14 protein-coding genes are annotated in these 18,703 nt (G+C 64.0%); 12 read left to right on the top strand and 2 right to left on the bottom strand.

Features of this window, described 5'->3' with window-relative positions:
- Window positions 1–42: 42 nt before the first annotated feature.
- Both C2L71_RS08180 and C2L71_RS08175 read right to left on the bottom strand, forming a co-directional pair.
- The gene (locus C2L71_RS08180; RefSeq protein ID WP_103265281.1) at window positions 43–1,332 is read right to left on the bottom strand and encodes a chloride channel protein; all 1,290 of its coding nucleotides are present in this window, start codon (window positions 1,330–1,332) and stop codon (window positions 43–45) included.
- A gap of 8 nt (window positions 1,333–1,340) precedes the next feature.
- Window positions 1,341–2,342 carry a P1 family peptidase gene (locus C2L71_RS08175; RefSeq protein WP_103265280.1) on the bottom strand — a complete coding sequence of 334 codons (1,002 nt, stop codon included), beginning with the start codon at window positions 2,340–2,342 and terminating at the stop codon, window positions 1,341–1,343.
- Between the two features lie 280 nt (window positions 2,343–2,622).
- On the opposite strand from C2L71_RS08175, the gene C2L71_RS08170 reads away from it, so the two are divergent.
- The 12 genes from C2L71_RS08170 (at window position 2,623) to C2L71_RS08115 (ending at window position 18,697) form a co-directional block, all read left to right on the top strand.
- Window positions 2,623–5,088, top strand: a complete 2,466-nt coding sequence (locus C2L71_RS08170; protein ID WP_239926525.1) for an AfsR/SARP family transcriptional regulator — start codon at window positions 2,623–2,625, stop codon at window positions 5,086–5,088.
- A 349-nt stretch (window positions 5,089–5,437) separates the two neighbouring features.
- Window positions 5,438–8,248: a preprotein translocase subunit SecA gene (gene secA, locus C2L71_RS08165; RefSeq protein ID WP_103265278.1), complete on the top strand. Its 2,811-nt coding sequence runs from the start codon at window positions 5,438–5,440 to the stop codon at window positions 8,246–8,248.
- A 7-nt stretch (window positions 8,249–8,255) separates the two neighbouring features.
- Window positions 8,256–9,350, top strand: coding sequence for a peptide chain release factor 2 (gene prfB / locus C2L71_RS08160; RefSeq protein WP_103265277.1), 1,095 nt, complete (start codon window positions 8,256–8,258; stop codon window positions 9,348–9,350).
- Between the two features lie 14 nt (window positions 9,351–9,364).
- Window positions 9,365–10,204, top strand: a complete 840-nt coding sequence (locus tag C2L71_RS08155; RefSeq protein ID WP_103265276.1) for a transketolase — start codon at window positions 9,365–9,367, stop codon at window positions 10,202–10,204.
- The gene (locus C2L71_RS08150; RefSeq protein ID WP_103265275.1) at window positions 10,197–11,171 is read left to right on the top strand and encodes a transketolase family protein; all 975 of its coding nucleotides are present in this window, start codon (window positions 10,197–10,199) and stop codon (window positions 11,169–11,171) included. The genes C2L71_RS08155 and C2L71_RS08150 overlap by 8 nt, the downstream gene beginning before the upstream one ends.
- Window positions 11,172–11,218: 47 nt before the next feature.
- Window positions 11,219–12,061, top strand: coding sequence for a cell division ATP-binding protein FtsE (gene ftsE, locus C2L71_RS08145; protein ID WP_103265274.1), 843 nt, complete (start codon window positions 11,219–11,221; stop codon window positions 12,059–12,061).
- Entirely contained in the window at window positions 12,054–12,959 is a 906-nt protein-coding gene (gene ftsX / locus C2L71_RS08140; protein ID WP_103265273.1) for a permease-like cell division protein FtsX, read from the top strand. Before ftsE ends, ftsX begins: the two co-directional genes overlap by 8 nt.
- 15 nt (window positions 12,960–12,974) lie before the next feature.
- Window positions 12,975–14,258 (top strand): S41 family peptidase, encoded by a 1,284-nt coding sequence (locus tag C2L71_RS08135; RefSeq protein ID WP_103265272.1) that lies wholly within the window; start codon window positions 12,975–12,977, stop codon window positions 14,256–14,258.
- A gap of 1 nt (window position 14,259) precedes the next feature.
- Window positions 14,260–16,431: a ribonuclease R family protein gene (locus tag C2L71_RS08130; RefSeq protein ID WP_103265271.1), complete on the top strand. Its 2,172-nt coding sequence runs from the start codon at window positions 14,260–14,262 to the stop codon at window positions 16,429–16,431.
- A 102-nt stretch (window positions 16,432–16,533) separates the two neighbouring features.
- Window positions 16,534–17,004, top strand: a complete 471-nt coding sequence (locus tag C2L71_RS08125; RefSeq protein ID WP_103265270.1) for a MarR family winged helix-turn-helix transcriptional regulator — start codon at window positions 16,534–16,536, stop codon at window positions 17,002–17,004.
- Between the two features lie 385 nt (window positions 17,005–17,389).
- Window positions 17,390–17,608 (top strand): acyl carrier protein, encoded by a 219-nt coding sequence (locus C2L71_RS08120; RefSeq protein ID WP_103265269.1) that lies wholly within the window; start codon window positions 17,390–17,392, stop codon window positions 17,606–17,608.
- A gap of 117 nt (window positions 17,609–17,725) precedes the next feature.
- Window positions 17,726–18,697 carry a nitronate monooxygenase gene (locus C2L71_RS08115; protein WP_103265268.1) on the top strand — a complete coding sequence of 324 codons (972 nt, stop codon included), beginning with the start codon at window positions 17,726–17,728 and terminating at the stop codon, window positions 18,695–18,697.
- The last annotated feature ends 6 nt before the right edge of the window (window positions 18,698–18,703 follow it).

Genomic DNA, 18,703 nt, shown 5'->3' with positions numbered 1-18,703 from the left:
TCGCTCATGGGATCGCGAGAAGTCCCTTCTGTGCGAGCCGGGTTATCGGCTTTCCGCCGGGACGTCTTCGGACTGCGGGTCCTCCTGCTCTCTCGGCTTCTTGCGGAACGCCGTCGGAAGCGGAACGATGGCACCGAGTGCCGCCGCAGCCAGCATGACGATGACGCCTTTGACGGGGAAGCAGAGGAACAGCAGCAGTACGGCCATGAGGGGCTGGCGCATGACTCCGCCGACGAGCGCGGCCGTGCAAGCGCAGAGGCAGAACACCGGGTCGGCTCCTGTGAGCGTCGCCATGCCGTAGCCTATGGATACCCCCGCGAAGATCACGGGGAAGAAATGCCCGCCGCGCCATCCGAAGCGGATGCAGAAAGGCGTGAGCAGCACCTTGACGAAACCGGTGGCCAGGAGCGCGAGCGCGCCCATCGACGTCCACATTCGGCCGAGCTCCTCGGCTTGTGTCTCGCCTGCGAACATCGCGAAGGGTAGCACGATGCCCGCTACGCCGAGTACGGTGCCGGCTATGACGGCCTTCAGGACGGGCCGATCGCCCATCTTGTCGGAAAGCCTGCCAAACAGGCCGTCGCCCATGCAGAACAACCAGCCGCCCGCTGCGCCGACGAGCGCGAGCGGGACTAGCCACAGCAGCTCGACCGTTCCCACGTGGATGTCGGTGAAGCGCGGCAGCGACATGCCCCCGCCGAACAGCGCGCCCAGTCCGGCGAACGCAGCCAGTGCGCCGGCGATGGCGCACAGATACACGACGATCTTCCAAGTCTTCGGTATGCGGATGGTTCGGTCGTCCACGTTCTCGTCCACGCTGCCGTACAGAGGCGCCACGAATCCGAATAGCGGCGCAGTGAATATGGCCGAGAGCGCTGCCATCGTGCCCACAGACGTGAGCTGCCGGAATTCGCTGCCGAAGCGCTTCATGCGATCGCCGACCCAGGTGCAGATGCCGGCGACGGCGCCCGTGAGCCCCGCCTCTGGACCGATGGGCCCTCCGAAGAAGAGCGGGAGCAAGGCGGCTGCGGACATCACGCCCAACTTGTCGTAGTCGTAGCGGCCGTCGCGCTTCACCTTGGCCATGACCTCGTCGAGATCTTCGGGATACGAGCCGAAGCGCTTAGCGAACAACCCGATGACCAGGCCACCGATCGAACAGGCTAGAAGCGGGAAGAAGGGCCCGAAGTGCTCGGGCAGGATGTTCCAGACGAATGAGATGCCCAGGTTCATGACGAACAGCAGCAGCCAGACGAACGCCCCTGCGACAGCGCCCGTCACGATGACGGACGAAGCGAACAGGATCCGGTTTGCCGGTTTCGCGAACCGCATAACTCCTCCTACTGCGCTGATGCGCGAAGATCACGCGCTGCAGGCAGGCCGAAGGCTCCTTCGGCCTGCAGGACGGCCCGCTCGATAGCCCCCTGCATGGCCTCGGTTGCCAGAACGGCCACGACGTCGACCGGGGCGTCCGTCTCGCACGAGGCGAACGTGAACACGGTATCGCCGTCGTTGGATGTGTGCACGGGCTTGATGGCCCGGGCATAGGCGTCGTGAACCGTGGAGGATACTTTCGTCGCCTGCGCCTTCGTGAGGCGGGCATTCGTGAGCACAACGCCGATGGTCGTGTTCGCGCAGGGGCCGCTCTCTTTGGAAGGAGCGTCGGCATCGTCTGCGGCGACCTGCGAGGCTGCGAGTGCCGCTAAGGGATCCATGATGCCCCCTTCTTCATCTCGGCAGCCGGCGATCCATGCGCCGTCCGCATCGCGGACGTTGCCGAGGGCATTCACGGCGACGACGGCCACGGTCACAAGCTCTCCGAGCCGTAGTCCGTACATGCCCAGCCCCGACTTCATTGCGTGTTCGCCACCGAGGATCTTGCCTACCGTTGCGCCGCATCCGGCGCCGACGTTTCCCTCTGCGAGCGACTGGCAGTCCCGATCGAGCGCCGCTTTTGCAGCGGCGCGGCCCATGGCTGCGTCCGGATGGGCGTTCTCGCCAACGAGCAAATCGAACAGGCAGGCGCTCACGACGATGGGCACAAGCGCGCTTTCCACGGGAAAGCCGATGCCGCGCTCGGCGAGTTCCTCCATGACGCCCGTCGACGACGCCAAGCCGAACGCGCTGCCGCCCGAAAGCACGACGGCGTGCACTGCCTCGATCATGTTCTCGGGCTTGAGCAAGTCGGTCTCGCGTGTGGCGGGTCCTCCTCCACGCACGTCAACCCCGCAGACGGCTCCGGCGGGAGCGACGAGCACGGTGCAGCCGGTCCCCGTTCGCGGGTCGTCGGCATGGGCGGTAAGGAAAGCGGGCAGATCGGCGATCGAAGCCGTTTGCAACATAGGATCCTCCTCGGGTTCGGGCGATTTCGCTATTGTACACCGTCGGTCCCCGCGAAGGGCGAACCGATGTCGGCTTGCGGGCGAATGATGACGCATGGTATCCTAAATGCCCTTTCGGATCGTTGCATTTCCCGTGCCATCGGGAGTGATACGTATGTCCGATTTCCTCACGAGGGCGGCCTGCCGCGGTCGTCGTCCTCAGCACCTCGATGTCAACCGCCATGTTACGCGTCCCGAGCTCATAGCTCGACTCCTGCGTGAGAGGCGTGTCGCCCGGTTCGTGGTCGCACCTGACGGCTTCGGAAAGACGAACCTCGCTTTGGAATATGCCGACACCGTGTTCTCATTCGAGCATGTGTTTTGGATCGACGGGAAAAGCCCTTGCTTTCTGCGCGATCTCGATGGCGAGCGCATCGCCTGCGTTCTGATGGAGGCGGACGAGGCGCCTTTTCTGACGGTGTTGGAGGATGTGCCCCCGCTCGATTCGGAGCGCGTTGAGCTGCTCGCGCAGGAGATCGATCGTTTGCTCGATCGGGGATGCGAGGTTATCGCCACCTGCGTTCCTACATGCGACGCGTTCGACTGCCTCTGCGATCGCATCAAGCTTTCGGCATCGGACTTGCTGTTGACCGATGCGGAGGTCGACGAGTTCCGCACGCCGGCCGAGCGCGCCGAGACGCCTGCATGCGCGCTTCCCCCAGCGCAGCGCGTGGCTGGGCTTGTTTGGGGCGACGCGCAGAACGGGGCGCCCTTTCTTGCTCTGGCACTGCGAGAGGAACTGCCCGCCGACATGCTGCTACCCCTGTTCGCCATGCTCGTGCTCGAGGAAGGGCCGCTCGACGATCTTGCGGCGTTCAGCCCGCGCATCGCCGATCTGACCGAGCTCCTGGCGGATCGGTACCCCTATCTGGGCATCGATCGTCAGCTCGAGCGGTTCTGCGCGGCGCCTTTTATGGTCGCGGACATCGCCTCGGCCTTCGCGGCGCGCCTCGATCTGCTGGCCGAGCGGTCGTTGCTACCCGACCGGGATACGCTCGTGACGCGGCTGGCCGATGCGCTTATGGCGCGTGTGCGTCACGAGCGCGCGTGCGATACGGTGCGCCTCCTGGCATCCAGGTCGTCGCGTGCGAAATGGTTAGCCTGCCGCGGATCCGAGCTGTTCGATGCGGCCTGCCTCGTTCCGGCGTGCGAGGTGTACCGTTCGCTTGCGGGCGAGACGGGCGGCGCGGGCGTGCGCCTCGATGCCGACGAAGCTGTCAGAAGGGCGATGTTGGACGATCGCGCGAGCGCCTGCACCGCCGCGCGGCGCGTGGCGGGCGATGCTTCCGCGCCCCCGCGCGAGCGGGCAGTCGGCGCGCTCGTGCTCGCGCGATGCGCGCAGCAGGATGAGCGCCTCAGAGCAGAATCGATTGTTGCCGCGTGCGTTGCTGCGGCCTCCTCGGGCGGTCCGCGTCGGGCCGGGGTCGATGGCGCCCTTGTCGAGGACTGGGCCATGGCGGCCTCGATTCACGTCGCACTGTCCCGTTCCTGCACGGAGGGGGCCGAAGCATGGGTGGCGTGGTACGACCGCGGCGCGCGAGGTAGTGCGCTTGGCCATGCCTCCTCCTGGGTGCTGCGCAGGGCGGCGCTCGACGGCCTGCGAGGCGATTCCGCCGCGTGTCCCGCCACGGTGCTCGATCGTCTCGCCGCCATCGTCCGATCGCGTGTGTCGTCCGTCCGCGGGCCAATGCGGCTGTACGAGGCGGTCGCAGGTATATCGTTCGAGCGGGCATGCGAGCGGGGCGCGGTTGCGCTGCCCGCTTTGGACGCGCGCGCGGCGTTGGCGGTGCGCAGCATCGAGATGACGCTATATGCCCAGCGCGCCGCATGCGAGCGCATCGAGAGCGAGCGGGCCGAACGCCGCCGTTCGCTCGCGGCTCTTCCCGGCGCTTTCGGCGCCGAGGCCGAGCTTCCCTTGAGGGTCGGCCTCGCATCGAAAGCGCCGACGCTGACGGTCAACCTGTTCGGGTGTTTCGAAGTGCGCATCGGCGATGCTCCCGTCGATCCGGCGCGCTTCCGACGACAGAAGGTCAAGACCCTACTCGCGCTGCTCGTACTCAATCGCGGGCGCGAGTTCTCCCGCGATCGGCTCGTCAGCCTGATCTGGCCAGAAAGCGACCTGGAATCGGCGCGGAAGAACTTCTACGGGATATGGTCGATGCTGCGTCGCGCGCTGACGACGCCCTCGGGGGACTGCCCCTACCTCATCCGCCAGCAGCAGGGCCTGCGCCTCGATGCGCGCCTGCTTTCGAGCGATGTCATGCGCATCGACGAGGTGTGTCGCGAACTTTTGTTCGAGCGGCCGGGGCACGGTGGCTGGGTGCATCTGTTTTCGGAGGTGAGCGACCGCTTCTCCAATGATCTTATGCCGAGCGATTCCGATAACGCGGCTATTGCGAGCATGCGCGTCGACTATCGCAACCGCCTGGTCGACGCGTTGGTGGCAGCTTCATCGCGACTCGTCGAGGCGGGGGACGTGCAGGAGGGGCTGTGGTTCGCGCGCGCCGCACACCAGCGTGATCGGACCCGCGAGGACGCCTATACTGCGCTCATGCGGGCTCAGGTGGCTGCAGGGCAGCGTACCGCCGCGCTTGAGACGTACTTTTCGTGCCGCCGATTTTTAGCCGATGAGCTGGGAATAGATCCCTCCCTTGAGACGATGAGCCTGTATCGTGAGGTCATCGAGGCAGAAGAAGTGCTCCGCTAGGCGCGCGGCAGGGCGGCGGAAGAATCTGGGACTGCGAAGAGGGAATCCGGGCCCGCGGGGAGCGAAGACCGTCCTCGTGGGCCTACAACTCGGGCGGGTGCTTCGCTCCGCCCGCACGCAGCCGAAGGGTAGCGCCGGACGGCTCGCCCGCGTCTTCGGCATCGGCGGACATTCTGGCACACGTGCGCGAGGGGTCTCGCGCCGCCTTGCGCGCCCTATGGATTTCCTCTGAGGCCAGGTGCGATATGCTAGAGTAACACGTGCTGTATTCAACTGTTTCAACGACGCGGGTACGCTGCGGGCGAACGTCGCGAACGTGCAGCGACCCGCGAAAAAGGATGGCGCATACATGGCAGGATTCCTATCCAAGTTGCTCACGCTCGGCGAGGGCAAGCAACTGAAAAACTACGAGGCCACGGCGCAGAAGATCAACGGACTCGAACCGGACATGCAGGCGAAGTCGGATGCCGAGCTGCGTGCGCTCACTTCGGCGCTGCGGGAGCGGGCAGAGGCGGGGGAGGACCTGAATACCCTGCTGCCCGAGGCGTTCGCGGCCGTGCGCGAGGCGTCGGTGCGCACGCTGGGCTTGCGGCACTTCGACGTGCAGCTCATCGGCGGCATGGCCTTGAATGACGGGCAAATTGCCGAGATGAAGACCGGCGAGGGCAAGACGCTCGTGTCGACGCTGGCAGGTTACTTGAACGCGCTTCCCGGCAGCAACGTGCACATCGTGACCGTGAACGACTATCTCGCCAAGCGCGACAGCGAATGGATGGGTCAGATCTACCGCTTCCTTGGCATGGAGGTGGGGCTCATCCAGAACGGGATGCGGTCCGAGAAGAAAATTCCGGCCTATGCCGCCGATGTCACGTACGGCACGAATAGCGAATTCGGCTTCGACTACCTGCGCGACAACATGGTTACGCGCGCGGAGGCCCGCGTGCAGCGCGGCCACCATTTCGCCATCGTCGACGAGGTGGACTCCATCCTCATCGACGAGGCGCGCACCCCGCTTATCATCTCGGGCGCCGGCACGCAGGCGGCCGAGACGTACAACAAGTTTGCTCGCGTCATGCCCCGCCTGCGCCTCGACGAGGATTTCGAGATGGACGAGGCGAAGAAAACCATCAACGCCACCGAAAGCGGCTTGGAGAAGATCGAGGCGATGCTCGGCATCGACGACATCTACGCAGATCCGTCGGGCCAGTTGGCGAACCACCTCCAGCAGGCCCTGAAGGCGCAGTTCCTGTTCCATCGCGACGTGGACTATGTCGTGACGAACGGCGAAGTGAAGATCGTCGATGAGTTCACCGGGCGCATCATGGAAGGCCGGCGCTGGTCGGAGGGCTTACACCAGGCTGTGGAAGCCAAAGAAAAGGTGCTGGTGCGCGAAGAAAACCAAACGCTTGCTACCATCACGCTGCAGAACTACTTCCGTCTCTACGAAAAGCTTTCGGGTATGACGGGCACCGCCATGACCGAAGACGCCGAGTTCCGCCAGATCTATAAACTGCCGGTCGTGGCCATTCCGCCGAACCGGCCTGTAGCCCGTCGGGACGAGGACGACCTCATCTACCGCACCGTGGAAGCCAAGTTCAACGCCGTGGCTGACGATGTGGCTGAACGCAATGCGAAGGGCCAGCCCTGCCTCATCGGCACCGTTTCCATCGAGAGTTCCGAGAAGCTTTCGCGCCTGCTCGACAAGCGCGGTATCAAGCACGAGACCCTGAACGCGAAAAACCACGAGCGTGAAGCACACATCATCGCGCAGGCGGGACGCGTGGGGGCCGTGACCATCGCCACGAACATGGCCGGCCGCGGTACCGACATCCTTTTGGGAGGCAACCCCGACGTGCTGGCCGACGACGTGCTGCGCGCCCAGGGCTTCGATCCCGAACTCAAGGAGGACGCGGAGACCGAGGAAGGCGAAGCGTGCGCTCCGTCTGTGGACGACCGTGCCGCCGCGCTCGCCGAGGCGCAGCGCACGTGCGCCGACGAGCACGACCGGGTGATCGCCGCGGGTGGTCTCACGGTTATCGGCACCGAACGCCACGAGTCGCGCCGTATCGACAACCAGCTGCGCGGACGCGCCGGCCGCCAGGGCGATCCGGGCACCACCCAGTTCTATCTGTCTCTTGAGGACGATCTCATGCGCCTGTTCGGCGGCAATCGCATGGACTCCATCGCGCGCATGATGGAGAAGACCGATATGCCCGAAGACATGCCCATTCAGGCCGGCATGGTATCCAAGGCCATTGAAGGCGCCCAGCGCCAGGTCGAGAGTATGCACTTCGCAGCCCGTAAGAATGTGCTGGAGTACGATGACGTGATGAACCTGCAGCGCGTCGCCATCTACGACGAGCGCAATGCCATTCTCGACGGCAAGGACATGGACGAGCGCATCCCCGGGATCATCCGCGACGCGGTCGAGGCCGTCGTTGAGGAGAACTGCCCCGACAAGACGCCGAGCGACGACTGGGATCTCAAGGCGGTCGACGTCTGGGTCGCAAACATGACGGGCCGCTCGGACTTCTCTGCGGAAGCCGCCGATCATGAGGACGATCCGGTGCTCTTGGCCGATGCGGTCGTCGAGCATCTGGAGACCGTCTTTTCCGAGAAAGCCGAGCAGCTGGGCGAGCCGATCGTGAAAATGCTCGAGAGTCAGGTGATGCTGCGTATAATCGATACGCGCTGGATGGCGCACCTCTCCGAGATGGATTACCTCAAAGCCGGCATCGGTTTGCGTGCCTTCGGGCAGCGCGACCCGCTTGTCGAGTATAAGAACGAGGCGTACAACGCCTTCCAAAGCCTTACGGCCTCCATGTACGAGGACTATCTGCGCACGCTGCTTCGTCTGCAGGTAGCCGTCAAGCAGGAGCAGCCTGCGCTTGCCGAGGAGAAGAGCCCCCTCGACGGCAAGGTGAGCTATTCGTCTCCCGAGCAGGCGCTCGAGCAAACGGGAGTCGCTGCTGCGCGCGCCCAGGCACCTGCCCAGGCTTCGAATGCCGGCGCCGACCAGACGCCGCCGAAGCCGGCACCCGCGAAGCCTCAGACCTATGTCAAAGACAAGGACGATCCGTTCGCCAACGTGGGGCGCAACGATCCGTGCCCGTGTGGCTCCGGGCTGAAGTTCAAGAAGTGCCACGGAAGAGATATGTAGGTCGACGATGGCTGACAGGGACGAGAAGGATGTGGAGTCGGCGGCCCGGCGCGTGAGCGACGCCGGCGTCTTTCTGCATATCGAAGATAAAAGAGCCGCGCTTGCCGCGCTCGATAAGGAGATTGCAGCTCCCGGGTTCTGGGACGACGCTTCGCATGCGCAGAGCGTTTCGAAGCAGGCAAGCGTGCTGCGTGAGACCATCGCCGAATACGAGGACGCCGTGGCGCTCCTCGATGACGCACGCGCTGCCTTCGAGCTCGCGGACGAGGACGAGGCCTTCGCCGAAGAGGCGTCGAATGCGCTTGCACATCTCGACGGGCTGCTCGACTCCCTTGAGATCAGCTCGTGGTTCTCGGAGCGTTTCGACGGGGGCGACGCCATCCTTACGGTGAACCCCGGCTCAGGCGGCCTGGAAGCCCAGGATTGGACCGAGATGCTCTACCGCATGTACACGCGCTACGCCGAGAACAAGGGATGGAAGGTTCAGATCCTCGACGTGGTGCCCGGCGAGGGCATAGGCCTCGACAAGGCCACCATCCAGATCGAGGGCCGCAACGCCTTCGGCATGCTGAAGAGTGAGAACGGCGTGCACCGCCTCGTGCGCATCAGCCCCACCGACGACAAGAAGCGCCGCCACACCACGTTCGCGGGTGTGGAGGTGCTGCCGGTTCTGCCCGACGACATCGAAGTGGACCTCAATCCCGCCGACGTGCGCGTGGACGTGTACCGCTCGAGCGGCCCCGGCGGCCAGTGTGTGAACACCACCGACTCGGCCGTGCGCCTCACGCACATCCCCACGAACATCGTGGTGACGTGCCAGAACGAGAAGTCCCAGTTGCAGAACAAGGAAGCGGCGTTCCGCGTGCTCAAAGCCAAGCTCTATGAGCTTGAGGAGCAGAAGCGGGCGGAGGAGCTCGCGCAGCTGCGCGGCGAGCGCATGGACTCTACGTTCGGCAGCCAGATCCGCAACTACGTGCTGTATCCCTACCAGTTGGTAAAGGATGTGCGCAGCGGCGTGGAGACGGGCAATGTGGACGCCGTCCTCGACGGCGACCTGGAGGAGTTCGTGATAGGCTACCACAAATGGAGGGTGTCCCAATAATGGAAGGAACCGGTATGACCGAGCTTGAACGACGGGCGAACGAGATGCGCGTCGACATCGTGCGCATGATCGCGGAGGCGGGCAGCGGGCACCCGGGCGGGTCGCTATCGTGTGCCGACATCCTCTGCGCGCTGTACTTCGGAGGTGTGCTCGAGCACGATCCCGAGCGTCCCGACTGGGAAGAGCGCGATCGCTTCATCTTGGCCAAGGGGCATGCGGCGCCTGCGCTTTACGCCGTGCTCGCCGAGGCCGGCTACTTCCCGCGCGAAGAGCTGCTTACGCTGCGCAAGCTGGGCACGCGCCTGCAGGGCCATCCGGATTCCAACCAGCTGCCTGGCGTGGAAGTGTCCACGGGTTCGCTCGGTCAAGGGCTTTCCATCGCCGCGGGCGCTGCTGCCGGTCTCGAACTGGACGGAAAACCGCAGGCCGTGTTTGCGCTCCTTGGCGACGGCGAGTGCCAGGAGGGTCAGGTGTGGGAGGCGGCCATGTTCGCAGCCCATCGAGGCCTTGACAACCTCGTGGCCATCGTGGATCGCAACGGACTGCAGATTGACGGCTGCACTGCCGACGTGTGTGACCCCGGCGACATGCGTGCCAAGTTCGAGGCGTTCGGCTGGGACGTGCACGAGGTGGACGGCCACGATATTCCCGTTCTCGTTAAGACGCTCGCAGCGGCAAAAGCCGACCGTTCAGGTAGGCCGCATGCGGTTATCGCGCGCACGGTAAAAGGCAAGGGCGTGTCGTTTATGGAAAACCAGGCGGGCTGGCATGGCAAGGCGCCGAACGGGGAGCAAACCAAGGAGGCGCTCGCTGAGCTGGCTGGGCGCACGGGAGAGGAGGTCGGCCGTGATTAAGCTGGCAGACGAGAAGCAGGCTCAGGTTAAGCGCGCCACGCGCGCCGCCTTCGGCGCAACGCTCGCCGAGCTTGCCGCTGAGGGTGCGCCGGTGGTTGCAGTGGATGCCGACCTCACAGGGTCCACCACCACGAAGAAGCTCGCCGACGCTGGCTATCCGGATCGCCTGTTCAACTGCGGCATCGCCGAGCAGAACATGGTCGACGTGGCTGCGGGGCTGGCAGTTACCGGCCACGTGGCCTTCACCGGCTCCTTCGCCGTGTTCGGCACGGGACGCGCCTACGATCAGATACGAAACACCGTGTGCTACAGCAACCTGGACGTGAAGATAGCCCCCACGCACGCCGGCATCTCGGTGGGTCCGGACGGGGGCAGCCACCAGATGCTTGAGGACGTCTCCCTCATGCGGGGCCTTCCGAACATGCGCGTGCTCGTGCCGGCCGACTATGCGGCTGCCTGTGCCGCCATCCGCTTGGCTGCAGCAACGCCAGGCCCGTTGTATGTGCGCATGGGACGTGCGAGCGTGCCGGCGGTTTACGCCGACGATGTGGAGCTCGAGCTCGGTCGCGCCTACGTGCTGCGCGAGGGTGCCGACGTCACGATCGTCGCCTGCGGCGTAGAAGTGGAGCAGGCGCTTAAGGCCGCCGAAGCGCTGGCTGCCGAAGGCATAGAGGCCGAGGTGATCGACGCGTTCAGCGTGAAGCCGCTCGACGAGAGGACGATCGTCGCCTCTGCGCGCAAGACCGGATGCGTTGTCGCTGCCGAGGAGCACAGCGTGATGGGCGGCCTTGGATCAGCCGTTGCAGAGACGCTCGCGCGCGAACTGCCGACGCCTGTCGAGTTCGTGGGCATGCGCGATATGTTCGGCAAATCGGGCGAATTCGAGGAGCTCATGGGGTACTTTGCCCTCGATGCGAGCGCGATTGTCGAAGCTGTGAAGAACGTCATCGCCCGAAAGCAAGTCTGATAAAATTCGAACAGTCTCAGTACATCACTATTCGAACGGAGCATTCTGTGACGAACGACATCAGCCAAGGGGCTCCTGCGCGTCCTTCGCGGCGCGGCGGCGCTCATGCGGCCTCCGCGCGGCAGACGACGTCTCAGCTGTCTGCTTCGCTGCCGGTGCTGGAAGTCGAGGACATTCCCCAGCAGACGGGCACCCCTGTCATTACGTTTGACCATGTGACGAAAGTGTACCCGGCACAACCGAACAAGCCGGCTTTGAACGACATCTCTTTGCAGATCTACGCGGGCGAGTTCATCTTCCTCGTGGGCCATTCTGGCTCCGGCAAGTCCACGTTCATCCGCATGCTCATCCGCGAGGTGAAGCCTTCGCAGGGTCACATCTACGTGGCCGACGAGGATCTGACCACCATGCGCAACTGGCGCGTGCCCTATCTGCGCCGTAACATCGGCTGCGTGTTCCAGGACTTCAAACTGCTGCCGAACAAGACCGTGTTTGAGAACGTGGCGTTCGCGCTCGAGGTTATCGGCAAGAGCCGCCATGTCATCAAGACGCAAGTGCCCGAGGTTCTGCGGCTCGTCGGGCTCCAGGACAAGCTCAACAAGCGCCCTGACCAGCTGTCCGGCGGCGAGCAGCAGCGCGTATCCATCGCGCGCGCCATCGTGAACCGCCCGCCGCTGCTGGTGTGCGACGAGCCGACAGGCAACCTCGACCCGCAGACGTCGCGCGGCATCATGGACTTGCTCGAGCGCATCAACCGCACGGGAACAACGGTGCTCGTGGCCACGCACGACCGCGAGATGGTGGACAATATGCGCCGGCGCGTCATCGCGCTCGACCGCGGCAATCTGACCCGCGATCAGGACCGGGGGGTGTACGGCTTCGATGTCTAGTTTTGCGTACTTCATCAAGGAGTCTTTGACGGGCTTCACGCGCAACCTCTCGACGGCGCTCGGCTCCATCGTGACCATTTTTCTATCGCTGCTCATCATCGGAACCTTTCTTGTTGGCGGCTCCGTTGTGGAACGGGTGGTGTCGTCGGTGGAAAGCGAGGTTTCCATTACGGCATACGTCGCCGACGATGCTTCGCAAAACGATATCGACTCGGTCATGAGCTTCGTGCGGGGTCTCGAGGGCGTGCAGACGGTTTCGTTCACGACGAAGGACCAGGCGCTTGAGAAATTCTCCCAGTCGTCGGGTTCCGAGATCATCGATACGCTCGATGGGCAGAATCCGCTGCCGGCTTCTATCGACGTAGAGCTCTCTGATCCTCAGCTGGTCGAGCAGGTGGCTGATTCGCTGCGCGGCAACTCTACCTACGCGGGCATCGCCGATGACGACGATCCTTCCGAGTCGATCAAGTACGGGCAGAAATCAGTAGAGCGCTTGTTCACGCTTACAAACTACGTGCGCTATATCGGCATTGCGCTCATCGCGCTGCTCATCTTTATAGCGATGGTGTTCATAAACAACACCATCCGCCTGGCTATCCTCGCACGTCGCAAGGAGATTGCGATCATGCGCCTCGTGGGAGCGTCGAACGGCTTCATTCGCGGGCCCTTCCTTATGGAAGGCGCGCTGCATGCCGTGATCGGGGCGCTGCTGGCCGTGGGCGCGCTGGAGCTCTTGCGCAATCTTGTCTTGCCTCGGTTGCAGGAGGGTATCCCATTTCTGTCGTTCGATATCGGTGCGAGCACGTTTTTGCTCATATACGTGCTCTTGGCGGTTTCGGGCCTGTTAATCGGCCTGATCGGCTCGGCCTTTGCCATGCGCCGCTATCTCAAGGTGTAACGGCGCCGGAAGGCCATGGTCGCAAAGCATTGCGATAACAAGCAGGTTGCGGCATCCGCGCGTAAAGCGCGGACCCGCAACCTGCGTCTTCTCAAGGCATTCCTCGCCGTTATCGCGGTATGCGGCGCATTCGCGATAGGCTTCTTCGTGAGAGGGGACTCCCCGCTGCTCGAATCGCTTGGATTCTCCTCCCTCGTGGTCGATGTCGATCGCAATCCTGGCTCCACGACTTCGGGCGATACCTATAATTCGCTCGGCGCTCGCGTTGAGGAAGTCGAAGGCATTCTCGATGAGGAGAGCTTGGATTCCTACGATTTGGGCATGGCTACCTCCAGCGTGCTCGATGCGTTCTCAGACACGACCAAGGATCCATATCTGCGTTATTACGATTCGAGCCGCTATGCCGCTCTGCTCCAGGATAGTTCGGGCACCTATGCGGGAGTAGGGGTGCTTTTCTCCGAGTTCAACGGCCGCGCCTATGCCGTCGACGTGTTTGAGGGGTCTGCAGCGCAGGTTGCCGACGTGAGAACAGGCGATTTCGTCGTGGCGATCGACGGCGATCGCGAGCACGATTGGACGATGACGGAAGTGGTTTCCGCTCTCAAACGCGACGAGGGCGAGAGTGTCGTTATCACCTGGAGACGAGCCGAAACGCTCGACGACGAAGGTGGCGACGAGTTCACAACAACCCTCGAATGCTCTGACTACCAGGCTAGAAACGTAGAGTCGGAGCTGATAGACGAGGTGGGCTATATCCGGCTCAAGCAGATCACTCAGAACGCGGCGGGGCTGGTAAAGTCTGCCGTTTCGGATCTTGAATCGCAGGGCGCCAGCTCGTTCGTACTCGATATTCGCGACAATCCAGGCGGCTTCCTCACGCAGTCGGTGGATATCGCGAGCCTGTTCGTGAAAAGCGGCACGCTCGTGAAGATTCAGACGAAGGAAGCGGAGGATACGACGAAAACCGCAACGGGCGCAGTCGCGACGGATAAGCCGCTCGTTGTCCTCGTGAACGGCAACACCGCTGCTGCCGCCGAGGTTCTCGCAGCTGCGCTCCAGGACAACCAGCGCGCGACCCTTGTGGGGCAGACGACGCTCGGAAAGGGATCGGTGCAGGTGACGCGCGAGCTGAGCTTTGGCGGCGCGCTTCGATACACTGCGGCCTACTACAAGAGCCCGCTCGGCCATGATATCGACGGAGTGGGCGTCGCGCCCGATGTGGCCGTCGCGCTTTCCGAAGGCGTCGACAATCAGAAGACGTTGGCGGTCGAGACCGCCCAATCCTTCGTTCGGCAGTGACGTGCCGCGCTCGCGTTCGCATACGCGGCGAAGCCCGCGCAGCAACCCGCGCGGCGTACTGGACGTGCGGCCTGGAGGATTCGCCTTCGTTCGTACAGCGGAGGGCGAGTTTTACGTGCCCGAATCGAAGATGGCCGGTGCTTTCGACGGTGACCTCGTAGAGCTTGCGCTGTTGCCCGTGCAAAGCAAGCGCGGCAGTCGCGCGAACGGGAATTCGCATCGCCCGGACGAGAAGCCGGCTGCTCGGGTACTGCGCGTCATCGATCGTGCGCACGATACCCTGATCGGCCGCTACGAGGGGGCAGAACCTTTTGGCGTGGTGGTCCCTGAGGATCCGCGCATTCCCTACGATGTGTTCACGATGCGAGCTGATAGGCCCGATATCGAGGACGGGACGCTTGTGCGCGTGCGCATCTCGACGTTCCCCTCGCGCGCTTCCGCCGCAACCGGCGTCGTGGAGGAGGTGCTCGGACACGCCGACGACGAGCGTGCGCTCGTCGATCTCGTGATCGCGCGCCACAAGCTGGAGACGTCGTTTTCAGAAGGCGCCCTTGCTGAGGCGAGGGCCGCTGTACTCGATGTCGATGCGGCGCTCGAAGAGGGGTATTGCGATCTGCGGGGCCGTTTCACGTTCACCATCGACCCCGCTGATGCTCGTGATTTCGACGATGCCCTGTCGTTGGAGCGAGTTTCGGCTGGCGGCGGCGAGCATGGCATCTTCGGGGTCGAGGGCGAACGTTCTGCTGCTGGAGGATGTTTGAGCGGTTCAAAAACCGTGGATGTGCGCGGGATTTCGGCTGCGCGGTGGCGGCTTGGGGTGCATATCGCTGACGTGTCGCGGTATGTGCCGTGGAATTCCTCGATCGATCTCGACGCGCGCAGACGGGCGACGAGCGTCTATCTGGCGGATCGCGTGATCCCCATGCTGCCCGAGGAGCTATCGGGCGATCTGTGCTCGCTGCGGCCCAACGAGGATCGGCTGACGATGACGGCGGATCTGTACCTGGACAACGAGTCGCGGCTCGTGGGCTATGATTTGTATCCGGCCGTCATTCGCTCGGCCGCACGGCTTGCGTATGATGAGGCGCAGAACCTGCTCGACGAGTGCTCGGGCAATCCCGGACAGAGCGCTTCGGACGCGAGCTCGCAGGAATCCGCACAATGCCCGTACGCTGGGGATCATGCGGATTTCGGCAATCTCCACGACGGCCTTGCTTGGCGTCTCCAGCAGCTCTCGTTCCTTGCGCAAAGGCGCGCGGCGGCGCGCAAGGCGGCAGGCGGTTTGGACTTCGATACGGTTGAGGCGCGTGTGAAACTCGATGATGGCGATCATCCGATCGGCGTCGATCTGAGGCGCAAGACCGATGCGACCTCTCTTGTCGAAGAGGCGATGATTCTTGCGAACGAAACGGTGGCTGCGCACCTGTGCGGTGCCGGATTCCCGGGCATCTTCCGCGTGCACGAGCGGCCGGCGGCCGAGAGCCTTGAAGGGCTTGTGCCGGTGTTCCAGGAGTTTTCATGGTTCGATGCCGTCGATCGAAACAAGCTTATTGCTGGCGATCCGCGTGAGCTGCAGCGCATCCTCGCCGTCAGCGCGAACCGTTCCGAAGGCGAGCTTGTCTCATCGCTCGTGCTGCGCTCCATGAAACGCGCTGTATATCGGCCTGTATGCGATTCGCATTATGGGCTTGCGAGCGCCGCATATGCGCATTTCACTTCTCCGATTCGGCGCTATCCCGACCTTGTCGTGCATCGCATGCTCAAAGCGCAGATAGGCCGCCGCCCAGAGAAGTTCGACCAAGAGGTTTCGGCGCTGTCGTGGATCGCGGAGCACTCCTCGGATATGGAGCGCGAGGCCGAGAAGGCTGCGCGCGAATCGCAGGAAGTCAAGCTTGTCGAGTATATGGAGCAGTTCATAGGCCGGTCGTTTTCCGCGACGGTTTCGGGCGTGGCGGCATACGGGTTGTACGTGCGCCTCGACAATACGGTGGAGGGGCTGATTCCCGCGAAGAACCTCGGTGCCGAGTACTTCGCCTTCGACCCGGAACGGTATCGCCTGATCGGGCAGGATACCGGAACGACCTACCGTTTGGGCCAGCGAGTTCCCGTCGTGTTAACATTGGCCGATCCGCGTTCTCGTCGCCTTGACTTTCGGTTGGCGCGTGGCTGCTGACGGCTCTGCGGGACGACCTCGAAACAGAGAAAACCTTTGATTGTCTCACCGACTGCGATATGATGCGTGCGCTGGGAGCGGCAAGCGAGGAGAAGTGAGAGGATGGAAGGCATGGGCGAAGGCTCAAGTGCATCTCGGAAGAGACGCGAGGAGATTGATGGCTTGCTGTCCGGCACGTTCAACTCCATCCTGCGCATCGAGGAGCAGTCGCTCGACAACCGCCTGACGCATGGCCTGACCATCACCGAGGTGCATACCATCGTGGCCATCGGCCTGCATGAGCGCAACCCCATGAACGTGGTCGCCGCGCGCCTGAACGTGACGCTGGCAACTCTGACCACGGCGGTGAGCAAGCTGGCGAACAAGGGTTTCGTCGAGCGCACGCGCGCCGAGGACGACCGGCGCAAGGTGCTCGTGTCGCTCACCAAGAAGGGTAGGCAGGTGCTGCGTGCCCACAACCTGTTCCACCACCAGATGATCGACGAGGCGCTGGCCGATCTTTCCGAGGAAGAGGAGCGCGTGTTCGCCGAGGCGCTGTCGAAGGTGAAGGCGTTCTTCGACGCGCAGGCGTAGCGTGAGCGCGGCGCGCGCCGCGAGGCGCAGGGTGTTTGGGGCGCCTGGCGGGGAGTCGCGGGGTCCGGGGTGTGCAGGCGCGCAAGCTCGGTCGCACGGCGGCGTGGCGTGGGCGCGTTTCTCGCAGGACACAGGGCGGGCGCTCGTCGACCCGCGATGGGATGCCGATGTTTCACGTGAAACATAGGTACGCGCGAACGAATGTTTCACGTGAAACATTCGGGCGGGAACGCCGTGGGGCGGGGGCCGTCCGCAGCTTCTGGCGCGCAGAAATCGTGGAGGGCGTACGGGAGCCCTTGCATTCGGCGTCCCCCCACCATACCATTACTTCCGTAGAAATACTTTGATTATCAAACTAAATTGCACGACGCGAAAGGAACTGGCTATGGCTACCATCGACACCGTGAAGGACGTCCTCGTGGAGAACCTCGATCTCGAGGCCGACAAGATCACCGAGGAGGCCACACTCGAGTCGCTCGGCATTGACTCCCTCGACATGGTCGAGCTCATCTGCGACCTTGAGGAGAAGTGCGACGTCGAGTTCGGCGAGCCCGAGGGCATCGAGACGGTGGGCCAGCTGGTCGCGCACATCGACTCGCTGTAAAGGCGCGTTGACCGGGCCCCGTCACGGGGCCCGCTTGCTTGACGGGCCCTGCGCAGGCTCGTTTATAATGTTCGCCCGGCGGACTCGGGCGAGGTTCGAAGAAGAGAGAGCGGGAGCATGAAGACGCGGATAACGGAACTGCTGGGCATCGAGGTGCCCGTCGTGCAGGGCGCGATGGCGCGCATCGCCGACGCGAGCCTGGCCGGCGCGGTGAGCGAGGCTGGCGGCCTCGGCATCATCGCGTGCGGCGGCGCGCCGCTTGAGTGGGTGGAGGAGCAGGTGCGCATCGCCCGCTCGATGACCGACAAGCCCATCGGTGCGAACGTCATGCTCATGGATCCGAATGCGGGCGAGACGGCCGAGCTTCTGGCGAAGCTGCGCGTCGACGTCATCACGACGGGCGCGGGCAGCCCGGCGAACTACCTGCAGCTGTGGAAGGACGCCGGCATCAAGGTGGTGCCCGTGGTTGCCTCGAGCGCGCTGGCCGCGCGCATGGAGCGCCTCGGCGCCGATGCCGTGGTGGCCGAGGGCACCGAAGCCGGCGGCCACATCGGCGAGCTCACCACAATGGCGCTCATCCCCGCGGTGTGCGACGCCGTGTCCATCCCCGTGATCGCCGCCGGCGGCATCGCCGACGGGCGCGGCATGGCCGCAGCCTTCGCGCTGGGAGCCGAGGGTGTACAGGTGGGCACCCGCTTCCTCACGGTAGACGAGTGCACCATCGCCGACGCGTACAAGGACAAGGTCATCGCCGCCAAGGACGCCGACACCATCGTCACGGGCCGCGGCAGCGGGCATCCCGTGCGCTGCCTCAAGAACAAGTTCGCCCGCACCGTCCGCAAGCTCGAGGGCGACGTGGCGGCCAACGGCGACGAGCTGGAGGCCATGTACGCGGGCTCGCTCAAGCGCGCCGTGGACGGCGACGTGGACAACGGCACGATGATGGCAGGGCAGTCGGCGGCGCTCGTGCACGAGCGCGCGACGGCGGCCGAGGCGATCGCTCGGATGATCGATGAGGCCGAGGCCCTCGGCAGACTCGACCTGGAGGCCCTGGCGGAATCGAATGCTCGCCGTGGGCGCGTTCGCTAAGGGGGC

Source organism: Enteroscipio rubneri (assembly GCF_002899715.1).
In the GTDB taxonomy this organism is placed as follows: domain Bacteria; phylum Actinomycetota; class Coriobacteriia; order Coriobacteriales; family Eggerthellaceae; genus Enteroscipio; species Enteroscipio rubneri.
The sequence above is the reverse complement of the archived record's forward strand: the minus strand, read 5'-3'. Positions and strand labels throughout refer to the sequence as shown.

Coding starts and splice junctions, on each gene's coding strand:
- C2L71_RS08125 (WP_103265270.1), top strand. CDS start 16,534: ATGGAAGGCATGGGCGAAGGCTCAAGTGCATCTCGGAAGAGACGCGAG.
- C2L71_RS08180 (WP_103265281.1), bottom strand. CDS start 1,332: ATGCGGTTCGCGAAACCGGCAAACCGGATCCTGTTCGCTTCGTCCGTC.
- C2L71_RS08115 (WP_103265268.1), top strand. CDS start 17,726: ATGAAGACGCGGATAACGGAACTGCTGGGCATCGAGGTGCCCGTCGTG.
- C2L71_RS08155 (WP_103265276.1), top strand. CDS start 9,365: ATGACCGAGCTTGAACGACGGGCGAACGAGATGCGCGTCGACATCGTG.
- C2L71_RS08175 (WP_103265280.1), bottom strand. CDS start 2,342: ATGTTGCAAACGGCTTCGATCGCCGATCTGCCCGCTTTCCTTACCGCC.
- C2L71_RS08120 (WP_103265269.1), top strand. CDS start 17,390: ATGGCTACCATCGACACCGTGAAGGACGTCCTCGTGGAGAACCTCGAT.
- prfB (WP_103265277.1), top strand. CDS start 8,256: ATGGCTGACAGGGACGAGAAGGATGTGGAGTCGGCGGCCCGGCGCGTG.
- secA (WP_103265278.1), top strand. CDS start 5,438: ATGGCAGGATTCCTATCCAAGTTGCTCACGCTCGGCGAGGGCAAGCAA.
- C2L71_RS08135 (WP_103265272.1), top strand. CDS start 12,975: ATGGTCGCAAAGCATTGCGATAACAAGCAGGTTGCGGCATCCGCGCGT.
- ftsX (WP_103265273.1), top strand. CDS start 12,054: ATGTCTAGTTTTGCGTACTTCATCAAGGAGTCTTTGACGGGCTTCACG.